At 63.2% G+C, this 18,985-nt stretch carries 17 protein-coding genes; 6 read left to right on the top strand and 11 right to left on the bottom strand.

What is annotated here, in order from left to right; genetic code table 11:
* Positions 1 to 50 precede the first annotated feature (50 nt).
* Positions 51 to 1,433: a hypothetical protein gene (locus BBD46_RS16120; RefSeq protein ID WP_253184582.1), complete on the top strand. Its 1,383-nt coding sequence runs from the start codon at positions 51 to 53 to the stop codon at positions 1,431 to 1,433.
* A 6-nt stretch (positions 1,434 to 1,439) separates the two neighbouring features.
* Here BBD46_RS16120 and BBD46_RS16115 read toward each other — a convergent pair whose 3' ends face one another.
* Complete coding sequence (locus BBD46_RS16115) at positions 1,440 to 1,655, bottom strand: hypothetical protein (protein ID WP_071402708.1); 216 nt, start codon at positions 1,653 to 1,655, stop codon at positions 1,440 to 1,442.
* Positions 1,656 to 1,867: 212 nt separating this feature from the next.
* Positions 1,868 to 5,080 (bottom strand): carbamoyl-phosphate synthase large subunit, encoded by a 3,213-nt coding sequence (gene carB, locus BBD46_RS16110; protein ID WP_071402707.1) that lies wholly within the window; start codon positions 5,078 to 5,080, stop codon positions 1,868 to 1,870.
* 365 nt (positions 5,081 to 5,445) lie between these two features.
* Here carB and BBD46_RS16105 point away from each other — a divergent pair, with 365 nt between their 5' ends.
* Complete coding sequence (locus BBD46_RS16105) at positions 5,446 to 5,859, top strand: DoxX family protein (protein ID WP_071402706.1); 414 nt, start codon at positions 5,446 to 5,448, stop codon at positions 5,857 to 5,859.
* 22 nt (positions 5,860 to 5,881) lie between these two features.
* On the opposite strand, the gene BBD46_RS16100 is transcribed toward BBD46_RS16105, so the two are convergent.
* From BBD46_RS16100 to BBD46_RS16085, 4 genes are all read right to left on the bottom strand, one after another.
* Positions 5,882 to 6,439: a DUF5815 family protein gene (locus BBD46_RS16100; RefSeq protein WP_071402705.1), complete on the bottom strand. Its 558-nt coding sequence runs from the start codon at positions 6,437 to 6,439 to the stop codon at positions 5,882 to 5,884.
* 48 nt (positions 6,440 to 6,487) lie between these two features.
* Entirely contained in the window at positions 6,488 to 7,360 is an 873-nt protein-coding gene (locus BBD46_RS16095; protein ID WP_071402704.1) for an ABC transporter permease subunit, read from the bottom strand.
* Positions 7,357 to 8,274: an ABC transporter ATP-binding protein gene (locus BBD46_RS16090; RefSeq protein WP_071402703.1), complete on the bottom strand. Its 918-nt coding sequence runs from the start codon at positions 8,272 to 8,274 to the stop codon at positions 7,357 to 7,359. Before BBD46_RS16090 ends, BBD46_RS16095 begins: the two co-directional genes overlap by 4 nt.
* A gap of 268 nt (positions 8,275 to 8,542) precedes the next feature.
* On the bottom strand, positions 8,543 to 8,953 hold the full coding sequence (locus BBD46_RS16085) for a DUF7124 domain-containing protein (protein WP_071402702.1): 411 nt from the start codon (positions 8,951 to 8,953) through the stop codon (positions 8,543 to 8,545).
* Positions 8,954 to 9,184: 231 nt separating this feature from the next.
* On the opposite strand from BBD46_RS16085, the gene artA reads away from it, so the two are divergent.
* A complete protein-coding gene (gene artA, locus BBD46_RS16080; protein ID WP_071402701.1) occupies positions 9,185 to 10,249 on the top strand; it encodes an archaeosortase A in 1,065 nt (354 codons plus the stop codon).
* A 185-nt stretch (positions 10,250 to 10,434) separates the two neighbouring features.
* A complete protein-coding gene (locus BBD46_RS16075) occupies positions 10,435 to 11,187 on the top strand; it encodes a metallophosphoesterase (protein WP_071402700.1) in 753 nt (250 codons plus the stop codon).
* A gap of 57 nt (positions 11,188 to 11,244) precedes the next feature.
* On the opposite strand, the gene BBD46_RS16070 is transcribed toward BBD46_RS16075, so the two are convergent.
* The gene (locus tag BBD46_RS16070) at positions 11,245 to 12,000 is read right to left on the bottom strand and encodes a CPBP family intramembrane glutamic endopeptidase (RefSeq protein ID WP_071402699.1); all 756 of its coding nucleotides are present in this window, start codon (positions 11,998 to 12,000) and stop codon (positions 11,245 to 11,247) included.
* A 106-nt stretch (positions 12,001 to 12,106) separates the two neighbouring features.
* On the opposite strand from BBD46_RS16070, the gene BBD46_RS16065 reads away from it, so the two are divergent.
* The gene (locus tag BBD46_RS16065) at positions 12,107 to 12,970 is read left to right on the top strand and encodes a winged helix-turn-helix domain-containing protein (protein WP_071402698.1); all 864 of its coding nucleotides are present in this window, start codon (positions 12,107 to 12,109) and stop codon (positions 12,968 to 12,970) included.
* Between the two features lie 134 nt (positions 12,971 to 13,104).
* Here the strand turns inward: BBD46_RS16065 and BBD46_RS16060 are convergent, their stop codons facing one another.
* Positions 13,105 to 14,478, bottom strand: coding sequence for an NAD(P)/FAD-dependent oxidoreductase (locus BBD46_RS16060; protein WP_071402697.1), 1,374 nt, complete (start codon positions 14,476 to 14,478; stop codon positions 13,105 to 13,107).
* 213 nt (positions 14,479 to 14,691) lie between these two features.
* Complete coding sequence (locus tag BBD46_RS16055; RefSeq protein WP_071402696.1) at positions 14,692 to 15,330, bottom strand: plastocyanin/azurin family copper-binding protein; 639 nt, start codon at positions 15,328 to 15,330, stop codon at positions 14,692 to 14,694.
* A gap of 373 nt (positions 15,331 to 15,703) precedes the next feature.
* On the opposite strand from BBD46_RS16055, the gene BBD46_RS16045 reads away from it, so the two are divergent.
* The gene (locus BBD46_RS16045) at positions 15,704 to 16,306 is read left to right on the top strand and encodes an acyl-CoA thioesterase (protein WP_071402694.1); all 603 of its coding nucleotides are present in this window, start codon (positions 15,704 to 15,706) and stop codon (positions 16,304 to 16,306) included.
* 42 nt (positions 16,307 to 16,348) lie between these two features.
* Here the strand turns inward: BBD46_RS16045 and BBD46_RS16040 are convergent, their stop codons facing one another.
* Positions 16,349 to 17,368, bottom strand: coding sequence for an MBL fold metallo-hydrolase (locus BBD46_RS16040; RefSeq protein ID WP_071402693.1), 1,020 nt, complete (start codon positions 17,366 to 17,368; stop codon positions 16,349 to 16,351).
* Between the two features lie 113 nt (positions 17,369 to 17,481).
* Positions 17,482 to 18,978: an Asp-tRNA(Asn)/Glu-tRNA(Gln) amidotransferase subunit GatB gene (gene gatB / locus BBD46_RS16035; RefSeq protein WP_071402692.1), complete on the bottom strand. Its 1,497-nt coding sequence runs from the start codon at positions 18,976 to 18,978 to the stop codon at positions 17,482 to 17,484.
* Between the last annotated feature and the right edge of the window lie 7 nt (positions 18,979 to 18,985).

Below are 18,985 nucleotides of genomic sequence, written 5' to 3'. Positions count from 1 at the left end.
TAACTCGTGAATTTCCGAGTTTCATTTGTAGGTTTATAAGCACGCGAAGAATGTGGAACCTCGACCAGCCCGCGCTCGTGTTGCTCTCCGCGCCGCTTCGCTCGACGGTGATCGGCAACATCGTCGCCGAGATCCTCCTCTTTGCGATCTGGCTCGTGCCACCGGTCGTGATATACTCCGCCGCGTTCGCGAGCGGGGCGGGAACGGTACTCCCCGCGCTCGCAATTCCGTTCGTCGCCGTCCTCTTGCTCATCACGGCCGTCCCTATTGGCTTCGTGGCCGGTACCTGGGCTCGCCACCTGCTGACAGTCTACGAACCGATCGCACGGTATCGGACGCCGGTGATCGTCCTCCTCGCAGTCGCGTATTTCGGCTCGATCGCCACCGGCTGGTTCGATACGGTTGCCAGCTTCCTGTTCGACCTCGTCGGCGACGGCCCACTTGGCTGGTTCGGCCACGTGGTCTTCCTTGGCATTCCGACGATCGATCCGGATCCCATCGCTGTCATTGGCGCGCTGGTTGGTACGGCCATTCTGATTCCGGTCGCCGTCGCCATCGGCATCGTCTCCGCGCGCATTCACTGGTACGCCGACCCGGCACGCATCCAGGACGACTCGGAGCCTGCCGCGGCTGGGGAGGGTACCGACCGACTGTCCGGGTTCCTCGATCGCGGCCTCTCGAAGCCGGTCAGGACGATGACCGTGACGACGATCCGTCGAACGAAGCGCTCACCGATCCGGCTCGCGTACGCTGCGTACCCGCTGTTCGGCATGCTCTTTTTCGCACAGGAGATCATCGAGGCGGGGACGGTGCCCAGCTATATCGCCGTGCTCCTCTGTCTGTACGTCGTCTGGGGTACCGGCGTCCTGTTCGCACTCAACCCGCTCGGCGACTTCGGCCGGGCGCTTCCTGCCGTGATGACCTCGTCAGTCGCCGGGAAGACGGCCGTCCGAAGCCGCCTTATCGCGAGCGCGCTCGTCGGCGTCCCACTCGCTATCGTCGTCTCGCTCTCGGTCGGCATCATCAGCCCGCTCTCACTCGAGGAGACCGCCATACTAGCGGCGGGGACGATTCTCGGCGCGATCGTCGCCCCAGCGCTCGCAGTGGGCGTCGGCTCGGCGTTTCCCCGGTTTGGCTCAGTTTCGATCACCAGCAACAAGGAGGCCGTCATGCCGAGCAAGCTGGCCTTCCTCGTCTACTCGGCCGGGATCATCCTGCCGACGATAGCCGCCGTCGTGCTGTACACGGACGCCGCGCCGGTGGCAGCGCAGATCGCTACTGCGCTCATCGCAGCACTCCCGGAACTCGAGTTCACGATCACTGGCGACCAACTCACGCTGGCCGCGTGGGCGGTGCTGATTGCCGGTATCGTCGCCCCGCCGGTCGGCTACCGCTACGCGGTCGAGCAGTTCGACTGGTATCGGATCGACTGAGTTCTCTCACCCCTCCTTCCAATCCTCGATAAACAGTCGCACACCCATCACCGGAATAAACAGGAAGAACGCGAGCAACATCGTGCCGACGAAGATTGCGTTCGCAAACTCCGGCGACAGTGCCGGCGGCATCATCCACGACGCCAGCGCGAGGCCGCCGACGACGGAGATCACCACGAGGGCGTAGAGGTCGGTCCGTCGAACCGGGACTTCCTCGGACATAGTCGACCGTTGCAACTGGACCCATATAGAGTGTCGTATCTCAGTCCTGCGAATCCGTGAACCGGTCTGGGCTCACACCACTACTCGATTCGCTGTCGACTCGAGTGGGATAGCGGTGCGAAAGGGTGCGTACCGCTCTGTCCAACGGTGTAGCGAACGGGAAAGCCCCCTGCTGCAAAACCAAACCGCTACTGTTGGGAACGGGCCGCGACTCAGCCCCAGTTCTCTTCGTGGACCGGACGACTCGTCACCGACGCAACCTCGAGTTCACCGTCAGAGCGACGCTCTGACGAGCCTCCGGTCGCTGCGCTCCCGGAGACATCCTCGAACGCGTCGAGCGCCTCGACGTACGCCTCGGCGCTGGCTTCCGTCGAGAGATACGGAATCTCTTCTTCGACGGCCATCTCCAGCGAGTCGCGGTCGCGGCTGACGACGAAGTCGACCTCGCCCTCGCGGATCGCCTGCGGCACGTCGTCGAACTCGGCGATGTCGAAGTGGGTCTCGAAGCCATCCACGTCGAAGTCGACGACTGCGGTCCCCTCGCTGACGGCGTTGTACGCAGCCTGCTGAGCCTTCCAGTAGGCCGTACCGAAGTCGCTTGCGGTTCCCATCACTTCACCGGTAGACTTCATCTCCGGGCCGAGACGCGGATCCGAGCCCGGCAGGCGGTCGAACGGCAGGACGACCTCCTTGATCGAGGTGTGATCCGGCACCTGCTCGGTCGCCTCGAGACTCGAGAGGGTCTCGCCGGCCATCACCTTCGCCGCGAGCTTGGCGATCGGGACGCCGGTCGCCTTCGAGACGAACGGAACGGTGCGCGAGGAGCGCGGGTTCGCTTCCAGTACGTACACTTCACCGTCGCGAACCGCGAGCTGGACGTTCAACAGGCCCTTCGTTTTCAGCGCCTCAGCGATGTCCTCTGTGACCTCGCGGACGCGAGCCAGCGTGTCGTCGTCCAGCGAGCGCGGCGGGATCATACACGCCGAGTCACCGGAGTGGACGCCGGCACTCTCGACGTGTTCCATGATACCGCCGATGAGGACGTTGCGACCGTCGGAGACGGCGTCGACGTCGAGTTCGACCGCGTTCTCGAGGAAGTCGTCCACCAGAATCGGTTTCTCCGGACTGACGCGGACGGCCTCCTCGATGTAGGTCTCGAGTTCCTCGTCAGTGTAGACGACGTCCATCGCGCGGCCGCCGAGCACGTAGGACGGGCGGACCAGTACAGGGTAGCCGATATCGTGGGCCAACTCGAGTGCCTCCTCCTTCGAGAAGGCGGTGCCGCCCTCGGGCTGGGCGATCTCGAGTTCGTCCATGAGCGCGTTGAAGCGGTCGCGGTCCTCGGCGAGGTCCATCGCTTCGACGCTCGTTCCCATGACCTCGCAGTCGAGGCCGCGACGCTGGAGTTCGTCCTCGAGTGGTTCGCCGATATTGACGGAGGTCTGGCCGCCGAACTGGACCATGACGCCGTCCGCGCCGGTGGCTTCGGCGACATCCGCGACTTCCTCGGCCGTGATCGGCTCGAAGAAGAGGCCGTCGGAGGTGTCGTAGTCCGTCGAGACGGTTTCGGGATTGTTGTTCACCACGTGGGCGTCGATGCCGAGTTCGCGGAGCGCGCGGACCGCGTGGACCGAACAGTAGTCGAACTCGACTCCCTGGCCGATACGGATCGGACCGCCGCCGACGACGATCACGCTCTCGATGTCGGGGTCGACCTCAAGCTCGCCCGCGGCGGCCTGGCCCTCGAGCGGGCCGGTCTCGAACTCGTTCTGGCGTGCGGAGTAGTAGTACGGCGTTTCGGCCTCGAACTCGCCGGCGCAGGTGTCGACCTGCTTGTACGTGCGACCGGGGACTTCCTGTTCGACTGAGCCGATATCGGTGCCTGTAGTGGTCGCAATTGAGGCGTTCGTGTGGCCGGCGATTGCCGCCTCGGTGAAGTCACCCTCCTGTGCGGCGCGGACCGACTCCGCGATGCGGCTGTAGCGCTCGGTGTACCACTCGAAGATGCCCGTCAGGGAAACGACCTCCTCGACGCTGTAGCCGCGTTCGAAGGCCTCGAACATCGCGTACGGACGGTCGGGGGATGGGCGCTCGAGATAGTGGGACTCGAGTTCCTCGTCGCTCACGTCGGCCCAGTCGACATCGGGTTCGTATTCCGACGATCGGAGGGCTTTCAGGAGAGATTCCTCGAAGCTGCGGCCGATGGCCATCGCCTCGCCGGTCGACTTCATCGCGGTCGTGAGTTCGAAGTCGACGTCGTCGAACTTGTCCTTGGGCCAGCGTGGGACCTTCGTGACGACGTAGTCGATCGCGGGCTCGAAGGCAGCGGTGGTCTCACCGGTAATCTCGTTGTCGATTTCGTGGAGGCGCTTGCCGAGGGCGACCTTGGCGGTCACGCGGGCGATCGGGTAGCCGGTCGCCTTGGAGGCCAGCGCCGAGGAGCGGGAGACGCGCGGGTTGACCTCGACCACGCGGTACTCGCCGCCGGGGGTGCCGTCGTCGTGCCAGGCAAACTGGATGTTACAGCCGCCCTGGATGCCGAGTTCGCGGATCACGTCGAGCGCTGCGGTACGCATCTCCTGGTGACCCTCGTCGGGGACGATCTGGGAGGGCGTGACGACCGTCGACTCTCCCGTGTGGATCCCCATCGGGTCGATGTTCTCCATGTTACAGATGATGATACAGGAGTCGTCGGCGTCGCGCATGACCTCGTACTCGTACTCGACCCAGCCCGCGATGGACTCCGTAATGAGAACCTCGCTGTTGCGCGAGAGGCGCAGCCCCTTGCGGACGCGCTCGATGAGTTCGTCCATCTCCTCGACAACGCCCGAACCCGAACCGCCCAGTGTGTACGTCGTGCGCGCGATGACCGGGAGCCCGCCGACCTTGTCGACGGCGGCCTCGACGCGCTCGCGCAGGTCGTCCTCGCTCAGACTCGTCGCAGACTCGCCTTCCTCGAGTGTGATCGTCGTCGAACCGGGGACCGGCTGCCCGATCTTCTCCATGCGCTGGCGGAAGAGGTCGCGGTCCTCGGTCGCGTAGATCGTCTCGAGTGGCGTGCCCATAATCTCGACGTCGAACTCTTCGAGGATGCCCTCTTCGGCGAGTTCGGCGGTGACGTTGAGGCCGGTCTGGCCGCCGAGGCCGGCGATGACGCCGTCGGGGTTCTCCTCCCGAATAATCTCGGCGATGGCGTCGGTGGTGATCGGCTCGATGTAGACTTCGTCGGCCATTTCCGGGTCCGTCATGATGGTCGCCGGATTCGAGTTGACGAGGACGACGCGAGCGCCTTCCTCCTGTAGCGCTCGGCAGGCCTGTGCCCCCGAATAGTCGAATTCAGCGGCCTGCCCGATCTGGATCGGGCCACTCCCGATCAGTAGGATCGTACGCCCGTCCCCTGAGCTCTCGTCGTGGTCCGTACTCATTGGTCTCGTCCGTTCGAAGTTCGCACATCGTAATAAGCCCCACGATACAATACGATTCTCGAAATGGTTTTTCGAAATTCGAACCGTCCGCGAAACCGAAGCGAATCAACGCGTCGAGCGGCCGTTCTGTCGGTAGCCGGACCGCTCCATGTCGGGTCGGGTATGAGTCGCCGGTAAACTCGAACCGCGTACTGTTCCAACCCCCACCTAGTAACACACCCGTCAGGCGGTGGCATCGGTGTCCGGGAATTGATATATGTACTCGAGTGCCTACCAGATACTGCGATGAACTCAGATACTATCTGTGACTCTGTATACGTGCGATACCACAACCAGAATGGTCAAGAAGGAGAGGTGACCGTCTAATGTTCGAAGCACCCGGTGCCGACGTGCTCTTCGTCCTTGCGCGAGTGCTTTTCGGCGGCGTCCTCGCGTTCACCGGGCTGAATCACTTCCTGAACGTCGAGGAGATGGCGGGCTACGCGGAGTTCAAGGGCATTCCAGCGCCGACAGCGTCGGTCCTCCTCAGCGGTCTTCTGCTCGTTTTCGGGGGCGTCTCGATCGTCCTCGGGATCTTCTCGGCGGTCGGCGCTGCGGGACTCGCCGTCTTCCTCGCCGTCTCGGCGATCACGATGCACGACTTCTGGAACGCCGACGGCGCGGACGCACAGGACGAATTCAACAGCTTCCTCAAGAATATCTACGGCAGCGGTGGCGCGCTGCTGTTTCTCGTCGTGAGTAACGCCCACTGGCCCTACGCGCTGAACGTCGGGCTCTAGAGCAGCTTCAGCCCACCTGTCCTCAGAGCGCGCGGTCGTGTTCGTTCTCGAAATCGCGCTGTGCTCTGTACTGCTCGACGAACTCGCTCACGTCGAACTCGAGCATCTGCGACTCGAACTCGCTCACCGCCGTGTCGTCCTCGGCGTGGCTGATCGCGTGCTCCATCAGTTCGACGACCAGTTCGACGATAATCTCGTGCAGTCGCCGCGCGTCGAAATCCGTCACCCAGACCATCGAGTAGCCGACCGCGCCGTCGTCGCTCGCGTCGTGCGTGACGACCTGCTCCGGGAACTCTTCTAATACGACGCCCATGAGATGCGGCGTGCCGAAGTCGCCGAAATCGTCCTCCGTGTCGATCGTCTCCTGGAGAATCGTCACGAGCGACTCCGGGAAGAACCGAGAGGGCGGGTGGACGTCCGTGACGACCGCGTGGGTCTCCCCGCATGCGTCCGCGTCGGGGCCACCCGGACACGTGAACTCGCGCATCCCCAGGTCGATATCGTGCGGATCGATCGTCGCACCGCAGGGTAACTCGAGTTGCCGTTCGTCCTCGGGACCCGGGACACGGGGAGTTGCCATCGACGAGGGTTGGGTCGGATTGGGGATAAGGGCGACGACTCGATACGCTCACAGATCGGCTGCGACGAACCGGGCGTAGCCGACAGCGAGTGGAACGAGCAGCCACAGGGCGAGGATCACGATCCCGATTTCCGGACTCGCATAGAGAGGCTCAGTTTCCGCACCCGTCACCTCGACGCCAGCGCCGGTCTGGGCCGGTTCAGCGCCGGCCGTCTCCGCGAGGTCGGGCAACAGCGCGACGATCGACGAGAGATACGCGGACGACGGCGAGAGTTGCGTGACGGTGAACGTCCAGTCCGGTAGCGTCGACGGGAACGAGAACCCGTTAACGACGTAGACGAGCCCCATTGGGACCACGTCCCACAGCAGTTCGAACACAACGAAGAAGCCAAGCGCTAGCGTCGTCGCCCGCGATGTCGATCCTGTCATCGCCGAGACACTTACCACGATGGCCGCGTAGACGGCCGCAAACGACAGTGTAACGAGGACGAACACCGCGAGGGCGACGGCGTCGATCTCGCCGAGCAGTACGGCGCCGAATCCGAGTCCGACGACGAGTCCGACGCCAAGCCCAAACGCGAGGACGCCAGCGCGTCCGACGACTTTCCCGGCGAAGACCCGGCCGCGAGTGGTCGGGAGGGAGAGCAAGAGTTTGATGCTCCCGAGTTCGCGCTCGCCGGCGAGAGATTTGTAGCAGACGACGATCGCCGCCAGTGGAACGAACAGTCCGACGAGTCCGACGGTAAAGAAGAGCAGGCCGCCGAACGTAGCCCCTGCCGGTGAACCGAACAGCTCGGGGACCTCGACGTACGCGTACGTAGAGACCATCGAGAGCACGACAAAGACGGAGACGATCGCCCACAGCGCCCGCGACTGCACGGCGTCGCGGAAATCCTTCGTCGCGACGATGAGCCAGGTCATGCCTCGACCTCCTGGTCTTCCGACGTGTACCGGACGAACAGATCCTCCAACGACGATTCGGTAACCGAGAAGTCCTGCACTCCCGCTTCCTGGTCGATCGCGTGCAGAACGGCGAACTTCGAGTCGCCGTCGACGGTCACTCGTAGCCGGCCGTCGTCGGTCGACGCGTCACCGACGCCCTCGAGTTCCCGAACGCGCTCGAGAACCCCCTCGTCGAGTTCGGAAACGTAGACGGTGAGTGTCTCGCCGACCTCCGTCGAATCCCGGAGGCCGTCGATGGTGTCGACAGCGACGAGCCGTCCCCGGTTGATGATCGCGACACGATCGCAGACCGCCTCGACCTGTTCCATGACGTGACTCGAGAAGAACACCGTCGTGCCGCGGTCGTTCTCCTCGCGAATGATCTCACGCATCTCTCGGGCCCCGTTCGGGTCCAGTCCAGTCGACGGTTCGTCGAGGATCAGCAGATCGGGATCACCGACCAGCGCCATCGCCAGGACGAGCCGCTGGCGCATCCCCTTCGAGTAGCCGCCCGCCTTCCGGTCGGCCGCGTCAGCGATACGGACTCGCTCGAGCAGCGTCGCCGGATTGTCGTCAACACCTTTCATTTTCACGGCGAATTCGACGTGCTGTCGCCCGGTGAGTCGGTCATAAACGTGATAGCCGTCCGGAAGAACACCGGTTCGGCTGCGGACGGCCTGCCCAGCCGTCTGGGCGTCGTGGCCCAGCACGGTCGCCGTCCCGTCGGTCGGTCGGATGAAATCGAGTAGGATGTCGATCGTCGTCGACTTGCCCGCACCGTTCGGCCCTAGAAAGCCAAATATTTCGCCCTCTTCGACGGTGAGGTCAAGCCCGTCGACAGCGACGACATCGTCAAAGTGCTTTGTCAGGCCGGTAAGTTCAATTGCTGGCATCGTCGCGCTCCGTTATTCCTGTCTCGCTCTGTTCTTTAGTACGGGGTTCCATACACTCATCTCTGTACCAGCTGGGATAAGTATGGCCTCCCCCGAAAACTCAGTGATACTGCCAACAGTCACTAACCGGGTGTGACTGGTCGGTCTCGATATCGATAGTCAAGCAAAACCAACAGTGACCGACACAACGAGACCGTTCTCACACGGATCGGTCTATATCGGTCCGAATCGGAAACCCAAATTCGGAAATCTGAACTCGGAAACCGCGTCAGGGCCAGTCGTCTCGAACCGGTTCAGTGTCGTCTTCTTCCTCTTCGACGCTCGTCGCGAGAATCCAGTCCGCTGCCTCTGCGGCATCGTCTAAGGGGAGGTACTCCCAGTCGACGTCCTCGGCCAGCTGTTCGTCCTCCTCGTCGACGCCGATGTAGACGTAGCGTTCGGTGTCGAACTGGTCTTTGACGCCCTCGAGGCTCTCGGCTTTCCCGCGCGGGCCCGAGAAGAAGTCCTGTCGGATGCGGTTCTTTCGAGTGAAGTTCGTCACGACGTAGGTCGGCTTCTCGGAGACCACGCCGATGTACTCGGTCCAGCCGCGTGCGTCCTCGAAGACACTCTCCGGCGAGGCGAACTTCTTGAGCGCCTCGAGTTCGAACGCCAGGGTCATGTCGCTACCGCCGTTCATACTGTCTCAAAACGGCGCACTGGGGAAAACGGCTTCGATACGTCTGACTCGATGGGAACAGCCACAACCGAGGTCCAGTGGTGCCAGATACCGGTGTCGAATATCCGTAGCGATATCGTAGGTACCTGATGTCGGGATTGAATGACCGGGGCGAGATAGTGGTACCGAACAGACACATCGCTCGCGAGGCGTCAAGTTGATAGCGAGAGAGTCCTTCGGATTCGCTTACCTATGCCGCCCGCACCAGCCGGAGCCGACGGGGTATCGGTTGCCGGTCTCGAGTTCGCAGGCGACGCTGCGGTTTCGTCCGTGTTCGCGTTCGCGTCGGGCGCCGTGTCCGGACCCGCGATTGCGTCGACGCTCATCGACTCGCCGCTGACTGACGTGCTCGCGTGGCTCGCAATCGGCGCGTTCCTCGCCGCGGTCGTCCTCCAGTGGAACGGTGCCGTCGACGGAGCGCGTAAACTCGCCGCGGCCGCGTGGGTCGTCTTTGGCGTCTTCTGGCTCGCGATGTTCCCGTACTACTACTACGAGATGCAGAGCCCGCTGCAGACGATTCTGACGATCGTTGCCCTCCCGCTGTGTACCTACGTCGCCTACCTGCTCTACACCGGCCGGCAGTCGCTCCTCTTGCTCTCGAAAGCCGTCGCGCTCATGGGAGTGATCTACCTGCCCGTCGAAACGATTCCTGTTGCCCGAACGTGGCTGATCGAAACGACGGCGGCTCAAACACACTACGGCATGGAACTACTCGGCCACAGCCCCGGTATCAACGAGGGCGCGAACGGCTATCAGAGCCGGTTCGACTTCGACCCTGAGGAGACGGTAACCGGGCGAACGACGTACATCATCCTCGCCTGTACCGGAATCGGAAGCATGGCGATTTTCGGCGGCCTGATCGCCTCGGTCAAAGCCCCGCTCAAGCGGAAGGTTCCGGCGTTCGTGATGGCGATCGGCGTCATCTGGTTCCTCAACCTCCTCCGGAACGTCTTCATCGGCCTGGCCTCGCCGTGGGGCTGGTTCCAGCAAGACTGGCTCGTCTCGTTGCTGACGACCTACATGGGCGCTGAGGCCAACCGGGTCTCGTTCCTCGTCGCGCACAACTACATCGCCCAGTCGCTGTCGGTCGTCGCACTCATCGGAATCACCTACCTCGTCGTCAAGCTCGTCCCAGAAATCCTCGCGCCGCTGGAGGACGTGCTCTTCGTTCTGACAGGCAACGAGTACGATCTCTTCGAGGCGCTCGACGTCGAGGAGCATCGACCGGCGAACGCCCCAAGTGCGCTCGATCAGTAAGGGCAGTACACAAAGCGGAGTCGGCAAGATCAGCGAGATCAACGAACGTAACCGAGGAAACCGACGAGATCGACGAGACCGACAAAACCGACGAAACCAACGAAACTACTGACCCCACTCACCCCCAGCACTCGAGTACCCGAGCGCTCTAGCACCCCGCATTCGCACTGACGCCGACACCCACCGTGACACCCCCACCTGCTCCCGACAGCGAACCCCCGTTCGCCGTTCGCTCGCGTGCCGCCTTCGTCCCTACCGCCGAGACCCTCGTCATCGCCGACCTCCATCTCGGTCGCGGCCGGTCGTCCGCCGTCGACGCACCTATTGACGCTGCCGAGAGCATCCAGTCACGACTCACTGCGCTCCTCGAACACACCGGCGCAACGACCGTCGTCGTCGCTGGCGACCTCCTACACGCGTTCAACTATGTTCCTCAGGGTGTCGCCGAGTCACTGGGGGTACTCGAGTCCACCGTCGAGTCGGCGGAGGCGTCACTGATCGTAACGCCGGGGAATCACGACTCGATGCTGTCGTCGGTGTTCGAGGGTGAGACGCGGCCAGTGTGGGAACTCGAGCACGAAGACGAACACAAACGCGAACTCGAGACCACCGCAATTGCCGTCTGCCACGGACACGAGGAACCGGACCACGATGCAGACCTGTACGTCGTCGGCCACGATCACCCGGCGCTGTCGATCGAGGGCCGAAAGAAGCCGTGCTTTTTGTTCGGACCAGCGGCCTACGATGGGGCAGACGTGCTGATGCTACCGGCGTTTACCGAACTTGCAGGCGGGGCGACGGTGAACGGGATGCGCGCCCGTGACTTTCAGTCGCCGCTCGTGACGGATGCGGACGCCTTCCACCCGATCGTCTGGGACGACGGCGCTGGGGAGTCGCTGTGGTTTCCGCCGCTCGGGGAGTGTCGGCGGCTGTTGTAGCACCGTCAGTGTCGACGGCTACTGTCGCCTCCGTGAGTCCCGACTTTATGCTGTCGCCTACGCAAACGGCACCGCGCTGAGAAACAGCACGGCATTGAACGCGCCGTGGACCAGCGCCGGGACGACGAGCGTTCCCGTCCGTTCGTAGACCACGCCGAAGATCGCCCCCATTACGGAGTAGTAAACGGTCATGTGGGCAATGACCGCAGTGGGTGCCTCGAGCAGGAGAATCGGATAGAAGTGAAAGAACGCGAAAATGAAACTCGCGAGGCCGATGGCCACGCCCGGTCCGAATACCGCACGAAGCCGCCCCTGAATCACACCCCGAAAGAGGAACTCCTCGACGGGACCGACGACGAGCAATGAGAGCACCGCACCGAGGACCAACGCCGACACCGACGCGCCACCGTACCCCGAATATGCCGTGAAATCGGGCCACAACTCGAAAGCGGGCACCACTACATCGGTACTGGCAAACGAGAGCGCCACGGCGATCAGTCCGGCCACAAGACCGCCACCGGCCAGAGCCAATTCGGCTCGAGTCGGCCACCGAACCGGTACCGTCATTCCCGGTCGGTACCACAGGTAGCCGACGCCGACAACGAGAAACGACAACTGGATTGCAAGCAGATTTCGTGCAAAGGCCAGGCTCTCGTTGCCGAAGTCGCCCATCCGCACAGTGAGGACGCTGACTGCGGTGTTGGCGAGCACTGCTGCAAGACTAAGCGCTGCGACGACGGCCAGTGCCCGAGTGCGTCCGGAGCGGTCAGTTGAAGTGTCGGTACCACCACGTTGTTGGGTTGTCTCAGCCATACCGAGTCGTTGGAACCTGACGCAATAATTGTTATCTGTATGACACTTAAGTTGAGTGGTTGACAGGTTCGCAACAACTATTCGGACAGGAGACGATACGCGAGTCGTGTCTCCGGAGTATTCCGTCCCCAACGATGCGTACGCGGCCCTCGGTGACGAGACGCGACTCGAGATTCTGTTCGAACTGGCCGACCACTACGATGAGGCGTGGTCGTCCGGGTGGCTCTCCTTTACTGCACTCTGTGAGCAGGTCGGCGTCGACGACACGAGCCGATTCAGCTACCACCTCGGAAAGCTACAGGACCAGTTCGTCGTCAAGGAACGCGAACAGTACCGGCCGACGATCGCTGCACTCGAGGTCGTAACTGCGATCCGCGCTGGCACGTACGACGAGACGACGACTCGCGAGACCACTATTGACGCGTCCTGCCCTCACTGCGACCAGTCGCTGCTCGCCCGTCACCACGACCACATGCTGACACTTTCCTGTTCCGACCACGGCGTTGCGATGGGCTATCCCGTCCCGCCGATAGCTGCCGCCCACCACTCACTCGAGACGGTGGTCGATCTCGTACTCCAGCGACACGCAGCCCACGTCGAGTCGCTTCGTCGTGGCGTCTGTCCGTACTGCTGGGGTCCAGCCACCCTCTCTCTACCGTACGAGGCGGTTCCCGAATTCATTCTTCAGTATGACACCGTCTACGCGACAGCAGCCTGTGAGGAGTGTTGGATGTCCTACCCGCTGCCAGTTCCCGAACTGCTCGTTTCACATCCAGCTGTCCGCGCGTTGTACGCCGCTCACGACCTCGCGCCGCCAGCGACCCACCTCGGTTCGAATTCGCTGGTGAACCTGAGCGATGTCGATCTACTCGAGGACGGCGGGGCCAACGTCACAATCTCACTCGAGGAGGCAACGCTCGTCGTCGAGCTCCGCGACGATGGCACCCTCGAGCAGTGGCACGAATCCTGAACGATGTCCGATCTGGATCCACGCCCTGGCAACGCTCGGGCCCCACGTGGGGACAGCCCCTCCCCTGATACCGAGCAGCGCGCGGATAATCAGAAGGGGCGCTCAACCTACGGCTGTGAAGCCGTCACCACCGATTATCTCGACAGGTCCTCGAGCACCGCCCGCGCCGCCTGCTGCCCGCTCTCTATCGCCCCCTGAATCGACGACCAGCGCGTGTAGTCGCCGGCGAGATACACTGGCCCTTCAGGATCGCCCACGTCCGGCAACCGCTCGTACACACCCGGCGGCTGGGCGAACTGCGCGAATTCGATACGGTCGGTGTGTACCGGTTCGAGTTCACCGACGGCTCGCTCTGGGAACCAGGACTCGAGTACCGCCTGCGTTCGATCCGCGAGTTCCTGCTCGCTCTCCTCGCGGTGGCCGAGGTACGTCGCGCTCAGTAGCGTCTCGTCGGGCGGTGCGTACTCGGGTGCGACCTCGCCGTGGGGAACGACGTGGACGGGGCCGTCGTCGCTGGCGTTCAACAGCAGTCGCCGACTGGTGTCCAGCGTGGTTCGACCAGGGAGCCGATAGTACTGGGTTGTAGACGCTCGGCCCTCGGTTGGGATTGCCGACACGCCAGTGAGTGACTGGGCTGTCGGCGGGTCGGCCGCTACAATGACGGCGTCGGCGGTACGGTTGGTTGTTCTGCCGTCGTGGTTGTCGTCGCTATCGTCGCTGTCGTAGTTGCCGCCATCGCCGTTATTGTCATCATCACCGTCCTCGAGCGAGACGGTGACTGCCTCGTCGCGCTGTCGATACTCAATCGCCTCAACCTCGCATCCAGTTTCGATCGTCGCACCGACCGCTCTGGCGCGATCTGCGAGTTGTGCCGGAATAGCACCCATGCCCGCAGCGGGGACGGCAATCGAACCGGATGCGAGCGCCGCGAAGGTGTATTCGAAGACGCGGCTCGACGTCGAGAGCGATCGGTCCAGAGTGATTCCACCGTAGAAGGGAGCCACGAACCGCTCGCGAAACCGATCCGAAAACCCGCGGTCGCGAAGGAATTGGTCGATCGTCATGTCCTCGCCCCGGTCGGCCGCGAACACCGTGTCAGGGTCGCGTTCGCGTCCGCGAAGGTCTCGCCACAGCGAGAGCACACGGCGCTTGTCACCGGCCGTGATGTCGCGATTGAACAGCGTACTGAGGGCCGCGCGCGGCTCTCGGAGCGGATCAGCCAGTGTCGAGCGATGGCCCGGCCGAGCGATCGTCGCCCCCGGCGCGAACGCTCGCAGGTCGAGCGCCTCGAGATCGAGTTCTCGCTGTACCGCGGGATAGGCGGTAAACAGTACCTGAAAGCCGCGGTCGAAGCGAAAGCCATCGCGCTCGATCGTCCGGACCCGGCCACCGACCGTGTCGCGCCGTTCGAGCAGCGACACGGTGACGCCACCGCCCGCGAGGTGACGGGCAGCGACGAGTCCAGCGAGGCCACCGCCGACGACGAGTACTCGAGGAGTCGACTGCATCTGACTACCTCCTCATTGGACGGCCAGGAAATAAACGCTCGACCTAACGAGGGGACTCGATATGATCGGCAGTGTCTGATCTCGTGTCTCACCCGGTATTCATCCAGTCAGGCGACTGGTGTCTACCCGGTCACACGCCGAAACGGAGGTCTGCCTGCCCTCGTCGTTGTGGCTGGTAGTTGCCCCGTTTTCGTCCGCATCGTCGCTGACATCTCACCCGTCGTTGTCGCCGGTTTCATCTTCATCTTCACCTTCAGTTTCGTTCATATCCTCATCTTCGTCTTCGTCTTCATCCTCATCGACGATGATCATACCCCGCATTCCGTCGGGTTCGTGTGCCGTACAAACGTAGAGGTAGGTCCCCGCTTCGTCGAACTCGTGTTCGAACGTGTGACCTTCTTCCTCACTGAGGTCGGTTTCGAATTCGGGTTCCAGGTCATCGTCTTCGTCGACGCCGTTGTCATCATCGTCGTCATCGTCATCGGTATCGCCGCCGTTCTCGAGTACCTCCGCTTCTGCATCGGGATCGTGGACGACATCGTGTGACCCTCCGTCGTCGGTCCACTCCCAGACGACCGTCGTTCCTTCGGAGATACGAACCGCTTCGGGGTCGAATCGACGGCCATCGTCACCCGCTCCGACGGCAATTTCGACCTCGTCCTCCCCCGTCTCGTCGACCGCTTCGTCGACATCCTCGAACCACTCGTCGAACTCCGGCTCGCCGGCACTGTCCTCGTCTTCGCGCTCCTCATCGTCGTCCTGCGCACCGACACCGGCAACGCCACCGATTGCGCCAAGCGAGACCGCGATCGCTGCCCCGCCGAGTATCGTCCGCCGATCGTATGTTGGCATACTGCACCCTCCGCCCGACACGCGGAAAGCGACGTGGCTTTCACTTTCACACTCGGCAGACATCGATTCGCCGTTCGGATAGCAGATCAGCGCATGGGCGACGTCCAACCCGTTTTTCTACCATCCATCATAGATCCGTCAACACTCGCAAGAGAATCCCTAGTACGATCGCAATCGGTCCCAGTGTGACGCCGATCGGCGGTACCGGTGCGATAAGGAGCACGATACCGACGAGAATTAGGATCGTCGACAGTCTGACCATACCTTCACCACAGCAGCCGTACGGGTAGCACTACGGCCGGCATTCCCAGCCACTGCTTCCCTGTCTGCCGGAGCCAGTACGCCTTTACTCGTTCCGACTGCTCACTCTGTCATGGGTGACCAAGACACACCGGACTCGCTAGACACAACAGACACAACAGACTCACCAAACACACCGAACGGGACCTTCCAACCCGTCTTCGAGAACCGCGTTCGCTTCGCCGAAACCGACCTCCAGGGCATCGTCTTCTACGGCGAGTACTTCACCTTCCAGGACGAGGCCATCTCGGCGTACCTCCGGGACCTCGAGTACGGCTACGACCAGATGGTCGCCGACGGCTGGCAGATCCACGTCGTCAACGCCGAACTCAACTATCGCGAGGGTGCACAGTTTGGCGACCGACTGGTGAACGAGGCCCGCGTTGTCGAACTGGGCAACTCGAGTGTCACCTTCGAGTACCGCGTACGACGGGTAGGGCGAGACGAGGGCAGGCGTGAGCGTGCGGAACTCGAGTCGGACGACGCTGTGAGTGGTGACGCAGTGGCAGGAGGTGGTACTGAGGAGGATGCGGGTGACGAGGCGGACGGAGCAGATGAGCCAATCCTCGCAGACGGAACAGTCACTCACGTCGGCGTCGATCTCGAAACTGAAGAACCGATTCGGATCCCGGATGCGTTCCGAGACGCCGTCGCTGCATTTCAGGACGGAATTTGAGGACAGCGGCGTTCGACTCCCGGGTCGAGTGCTGAGTGCTGCTTAGTCGTCGGCCGTCACGACGTGCTCGATCTCGATGTCAGCACCGTCGATGAGTTGGTACTCGCCGTCATCGAACTCGACGACACCCTCGTGGCGCAGGTGGTCCAGATGGGCGTAGGCCTCGCCGGGACCGTGGACGATGTGGATGCCTTCGAGGTCACCGAACAGGTGAGCGCTGACGGTCCAGGCATCTGCCGGCCCGTGCTCGCTGAGCACGTCGAGGACGTTCTCGGTGCGCTCGCGGTGGTGCTCGGCGATGGTCAGCGCACGATCGGTCGGCTCCTCGATCGGATCGCGGTGGCCGGGCCAGACACGGTCGTAGTCGCGGTCGGCGAGTCGACGAAGCGCCGTGAGATACTGCTGGAGCGGGCGTTCGACGCGAACGTCCGCACCGCCCACGTTCGGCGTGTACACCGGCAGGATGGCGTCGCCGACGAACGCCTCGGCACCGTCGTCGACGGCGTCCGCGTGGGCTGTTTCGGGCCCGTCCCGGATTTCGTAGCAACAGAGGCCCGCTGCGTGGCCCGGGGTGTGGACGACTTCGAGCGTTCGGCCGCCGACCTCGAGTACGTCGCCGTCTTCGATCGTCGTCACGTCTGCAGGCTCGCCCTCGATTTCGGACGAGGCGTCGAGGAAGATGAGCAGTTCGTCCTGCGACGCTGCGGGGACGCCCCACTCGTCGAGGTATGCACGCCGGCGCTCGTCGAGGTCCGCGAGCGCGTCGGGCTCTTGTTCGACCATCGGGGCGTCGGCCTCGTGGACGTAGACCGTCGCGCCGCTTTCGGCCTGAATCTCGCCGGCGAGGCCGGCGTGATCGACGTGGAAGTGCGTGAGCACGATGTCGTCGACGTCACTGAAGTCGTAGCCGCGTTCAGCGAGGCCGTCCGCGAAGTCCGAGCGGATATCCGGGGTCGCGATTCCGGTGTCGACGAGCGCGAGCGCGTCGCTGTCGGGGTCTGCGAGCACGTAGGCGTTGTTGTGTCCTTCGAACTCGTCGTTACCCAGCGAAATGCGGTCCATACCGACAGGGATCCGTCGAGCGCTAATAACTCACAGGGTATCGGAACAGCAGCGGGCGGGGGTGAAAACGGGTGTCGGGTGTTGCTGGTCGGCCGTTCCGCAGAGGGGCCGCCTCAGTCCTCGAGTTCGGCTCGCAGCAGCTGGTTCACGTCACCCGGATCTGCACTGCCGCCGGTCTTTTGCATCACCTGGCCGACGAGGAAGTTGATCGCGCCGTCGTCGCCCGACTCGTAGTCCGCGACCGCGTCGGGGTTCTCGTCGATCGCTTCGACGACCGCCTGCTGCACCTCGTCCTCGCCCGTCTTGCCGAGTCCTTCTTCGGCGACGACCTCGTCCGGCGTGCGCCCGTCGTCCAGCATCGAGCGCAGCACGGTTTCGCGGGCGTTCTTCGCCGTGATCTCGTCCGTCGCGACGAGTTCGACGAGTCGGGTGACCTCGTCGAGACGGCTCTCGATCCCCGTAATCTCCATGTCACGGTAGTTGAGCTCGCCGAGCAGGTTGTCCGCAACCCACGTCGCGGCCAGATCCGGGTCGAACTCGCTCGCGATGTCCTCGTAGAAGTCTGCGACCTGCTTTGTCGAGGTGAGCTTCGAAGCAGCCTCCTCACTCAGACTGTATTCGTCCTGGAAGCGCTCGCGGCGGGCCGAGGGAAGTTCCGGAATCGAAATCTCGTCCTTCCAGTGGGAGACCCGCAGCGGCGGCAGATCTGCCTCCTCGAAATACCGGTAGTCCTTCTCTTCCTCCTTCGAGCGCATCGAGACCGTGATCCCGCGGGACTCGTCCCAGTGGCGCGTCTCCTGCTCGACAGCGCGGCCGCGCTGAATCGCGTTCTTCTGGCGCGTCTCCTCGTAGGCCAGCGCCTTCTCCGCACCCTTGTGACTCGAGATGTTCTTGACCTCGGTGCGGTTCGCCGCCGCCAGCGCCTCCTCGCCGATCTCCGTCACATCGTCGCTCTCGATTTCGTCTTCCGGAATGATCGAGAGGTTCGCGTCGATCCGAAGGCTCCCGTCACGTTCCGCGTCGAAGACACCGAGGTACTCGAGTACCTCCTCGAGTTCAGCCAAGAAGGCGCGGACCTCGCCGGGGCTGCGGAAGTCGGGAGCGGTGACGACTTCCATGAGAGGCGTGCCGGCGCGGTTGTAGTTGACGAGCGTGTAGTCGGCGGAGTCGATGCCGCCACCGCCGCCGACGTGCTGGAGGCTGCCGGGATCCTCTTCTAAGTGTGCCCGTTCGATGGTTACGGTCCGGCGCTCGCCCTCGACGGAGATTTCGAGGTCGCCGTCGGCACAGATCGGTTCGTCGTACTGCGTGATCTGGAAGTTCTTGGGCAGGTCGGGGTAGTAGTAATTCTTCCGGTGGAAGCGGGTCTCTTCGGGGATGTCGGCGTCGATGGCTTTGCCGATTTTGACGGCGGCTTCGACGGCACCCTCGTTCAGCACCGGCAGCGCGCCGGGGAGGCCGAGACAGACGGGGCAGACGTTCTCGTTCGGTTCGTCGGTCTGGTCCGTCGAGCAGCCACAGAAGATCTTCGTGTCGGTTTCCAGCTGGACGTGGACCTCGAGCCCGATGACGGTTACGAGGTCGCCCTGCTGGACGGTCTGGGCAGTCATTGAGCCA

It is taken from the genome of Natrialba sp. SSL1, from assembly GCF_001861355.1.
In the GTDB taxonomy this organism is placed as follows: Archaea; Halobacteriota; Halobacteria; order Halobacteriales; family Natrialbaceae; genus Natrialba.
Note: the sequence above shows the minus strand (reverse complement) of the source record. Positions and strands in the feature narration are given on the sequence as shown.

Coding starts and splice junctions, on each gene's coding strand:
- BBD46_RS16085 (WP_071402702.1), bottom strand. CDS start 8,953: ATGAACGGCGGTAGCGACATGACCCTGGCGTTCGAACTCGAGGCGCTC.
- BBD46_RS16100 (WP_071402705.1), bottom strand. CDS start 6,439: ATGGCAACTCCCCGTGTCCCGGGTCCCGAGGACGAACGGCAACTCGAG.
- BBD46_RS16090 (WP_071402703.1), bottom strand. CDS start 8,274: ATGCCAGCAATTGAACTTACCGGCCTGACAAAGCACTTTGACGATGTC.
- BBD46_RS16060 (WP_071402697.1), bottom strand. CDS start 14,478: ATGCAGTCGACTCCTCGAGTACTCGTCGTCGGCGGTGGCCTCGCTGGA.
- BBD46_RS16045 (WP_071402694.1), top strand. CDS start 15,704: ATGGGTGACCAAGACACACCGGACTCGCTAGACACAACAGACACAACA.
- carB (WP_071402707.1), bottom strand. CDS start 5,080: ATGAGTACGGACCACGACGAGAGCTCAGGGGACGGGCGTACGATCCTA.
- BBD46_RS16055 (WP_071402696.1), bottom strand. CDS start 15,330: ATGCCAACATACGATCGGCGGACGATACTCGGCGGGGCAGCGATCGCG.
- BBD46_RS16115 (WP_071402708.1), bottom strand. CDS start 1,655: ATGTCCGAGGAAGTCCCGGTTCGACGGACCGACCTCTACGCCCTCGTG.
- BBD46_RS16105 (WP_071402706.1), top strand. CDS start 5,446: ATGTTCGAAGCACCCGGTGCCGACGTGCTCTTCGTCCTTGCGCGAGTG.
- BBD46_RS16120 (WP_253184582.1), top strand. CDS start 51: ATGTGGAACCTCGACCAGCCCGCGCTCGTGTTGCTCTCCGCGCCGCTT.
- BBD46_RS16095 (WP_071402704.1), bottom strand. CDS start 7,360: ATGACCTGGCTCATCGTCGCGACGAAGGATTTCCGCGACGCCGTGCAG.
- BBD46_RS16070 (WP_071402699.1), bottom strand. CDS start 12,000: ATGGCTGAGACAACCCAACAACGTGGTGGTACCGACACTTCAACTGAC.
- artA (WP_071402701.1), top strand. CDS start 9,185: ATGCCGCCCGCACCAGCCGGAGCCGACGGGGTATCGGTTGCCGGTCTC.
- BBD46_RS16040 (WP_071402693.1), bottom strand. CDS start 17,368: ATGGACCGCATTTCGCTGGGTAACGACGAGTTCGAAGGACACAACAAC.
- gatB (WP_071402692.1), bottom strand. CDS start 18,978: ATGACTGCCCAGACCGTCCAGCAGGGCGACCTCGTAACCGTCATCGGG.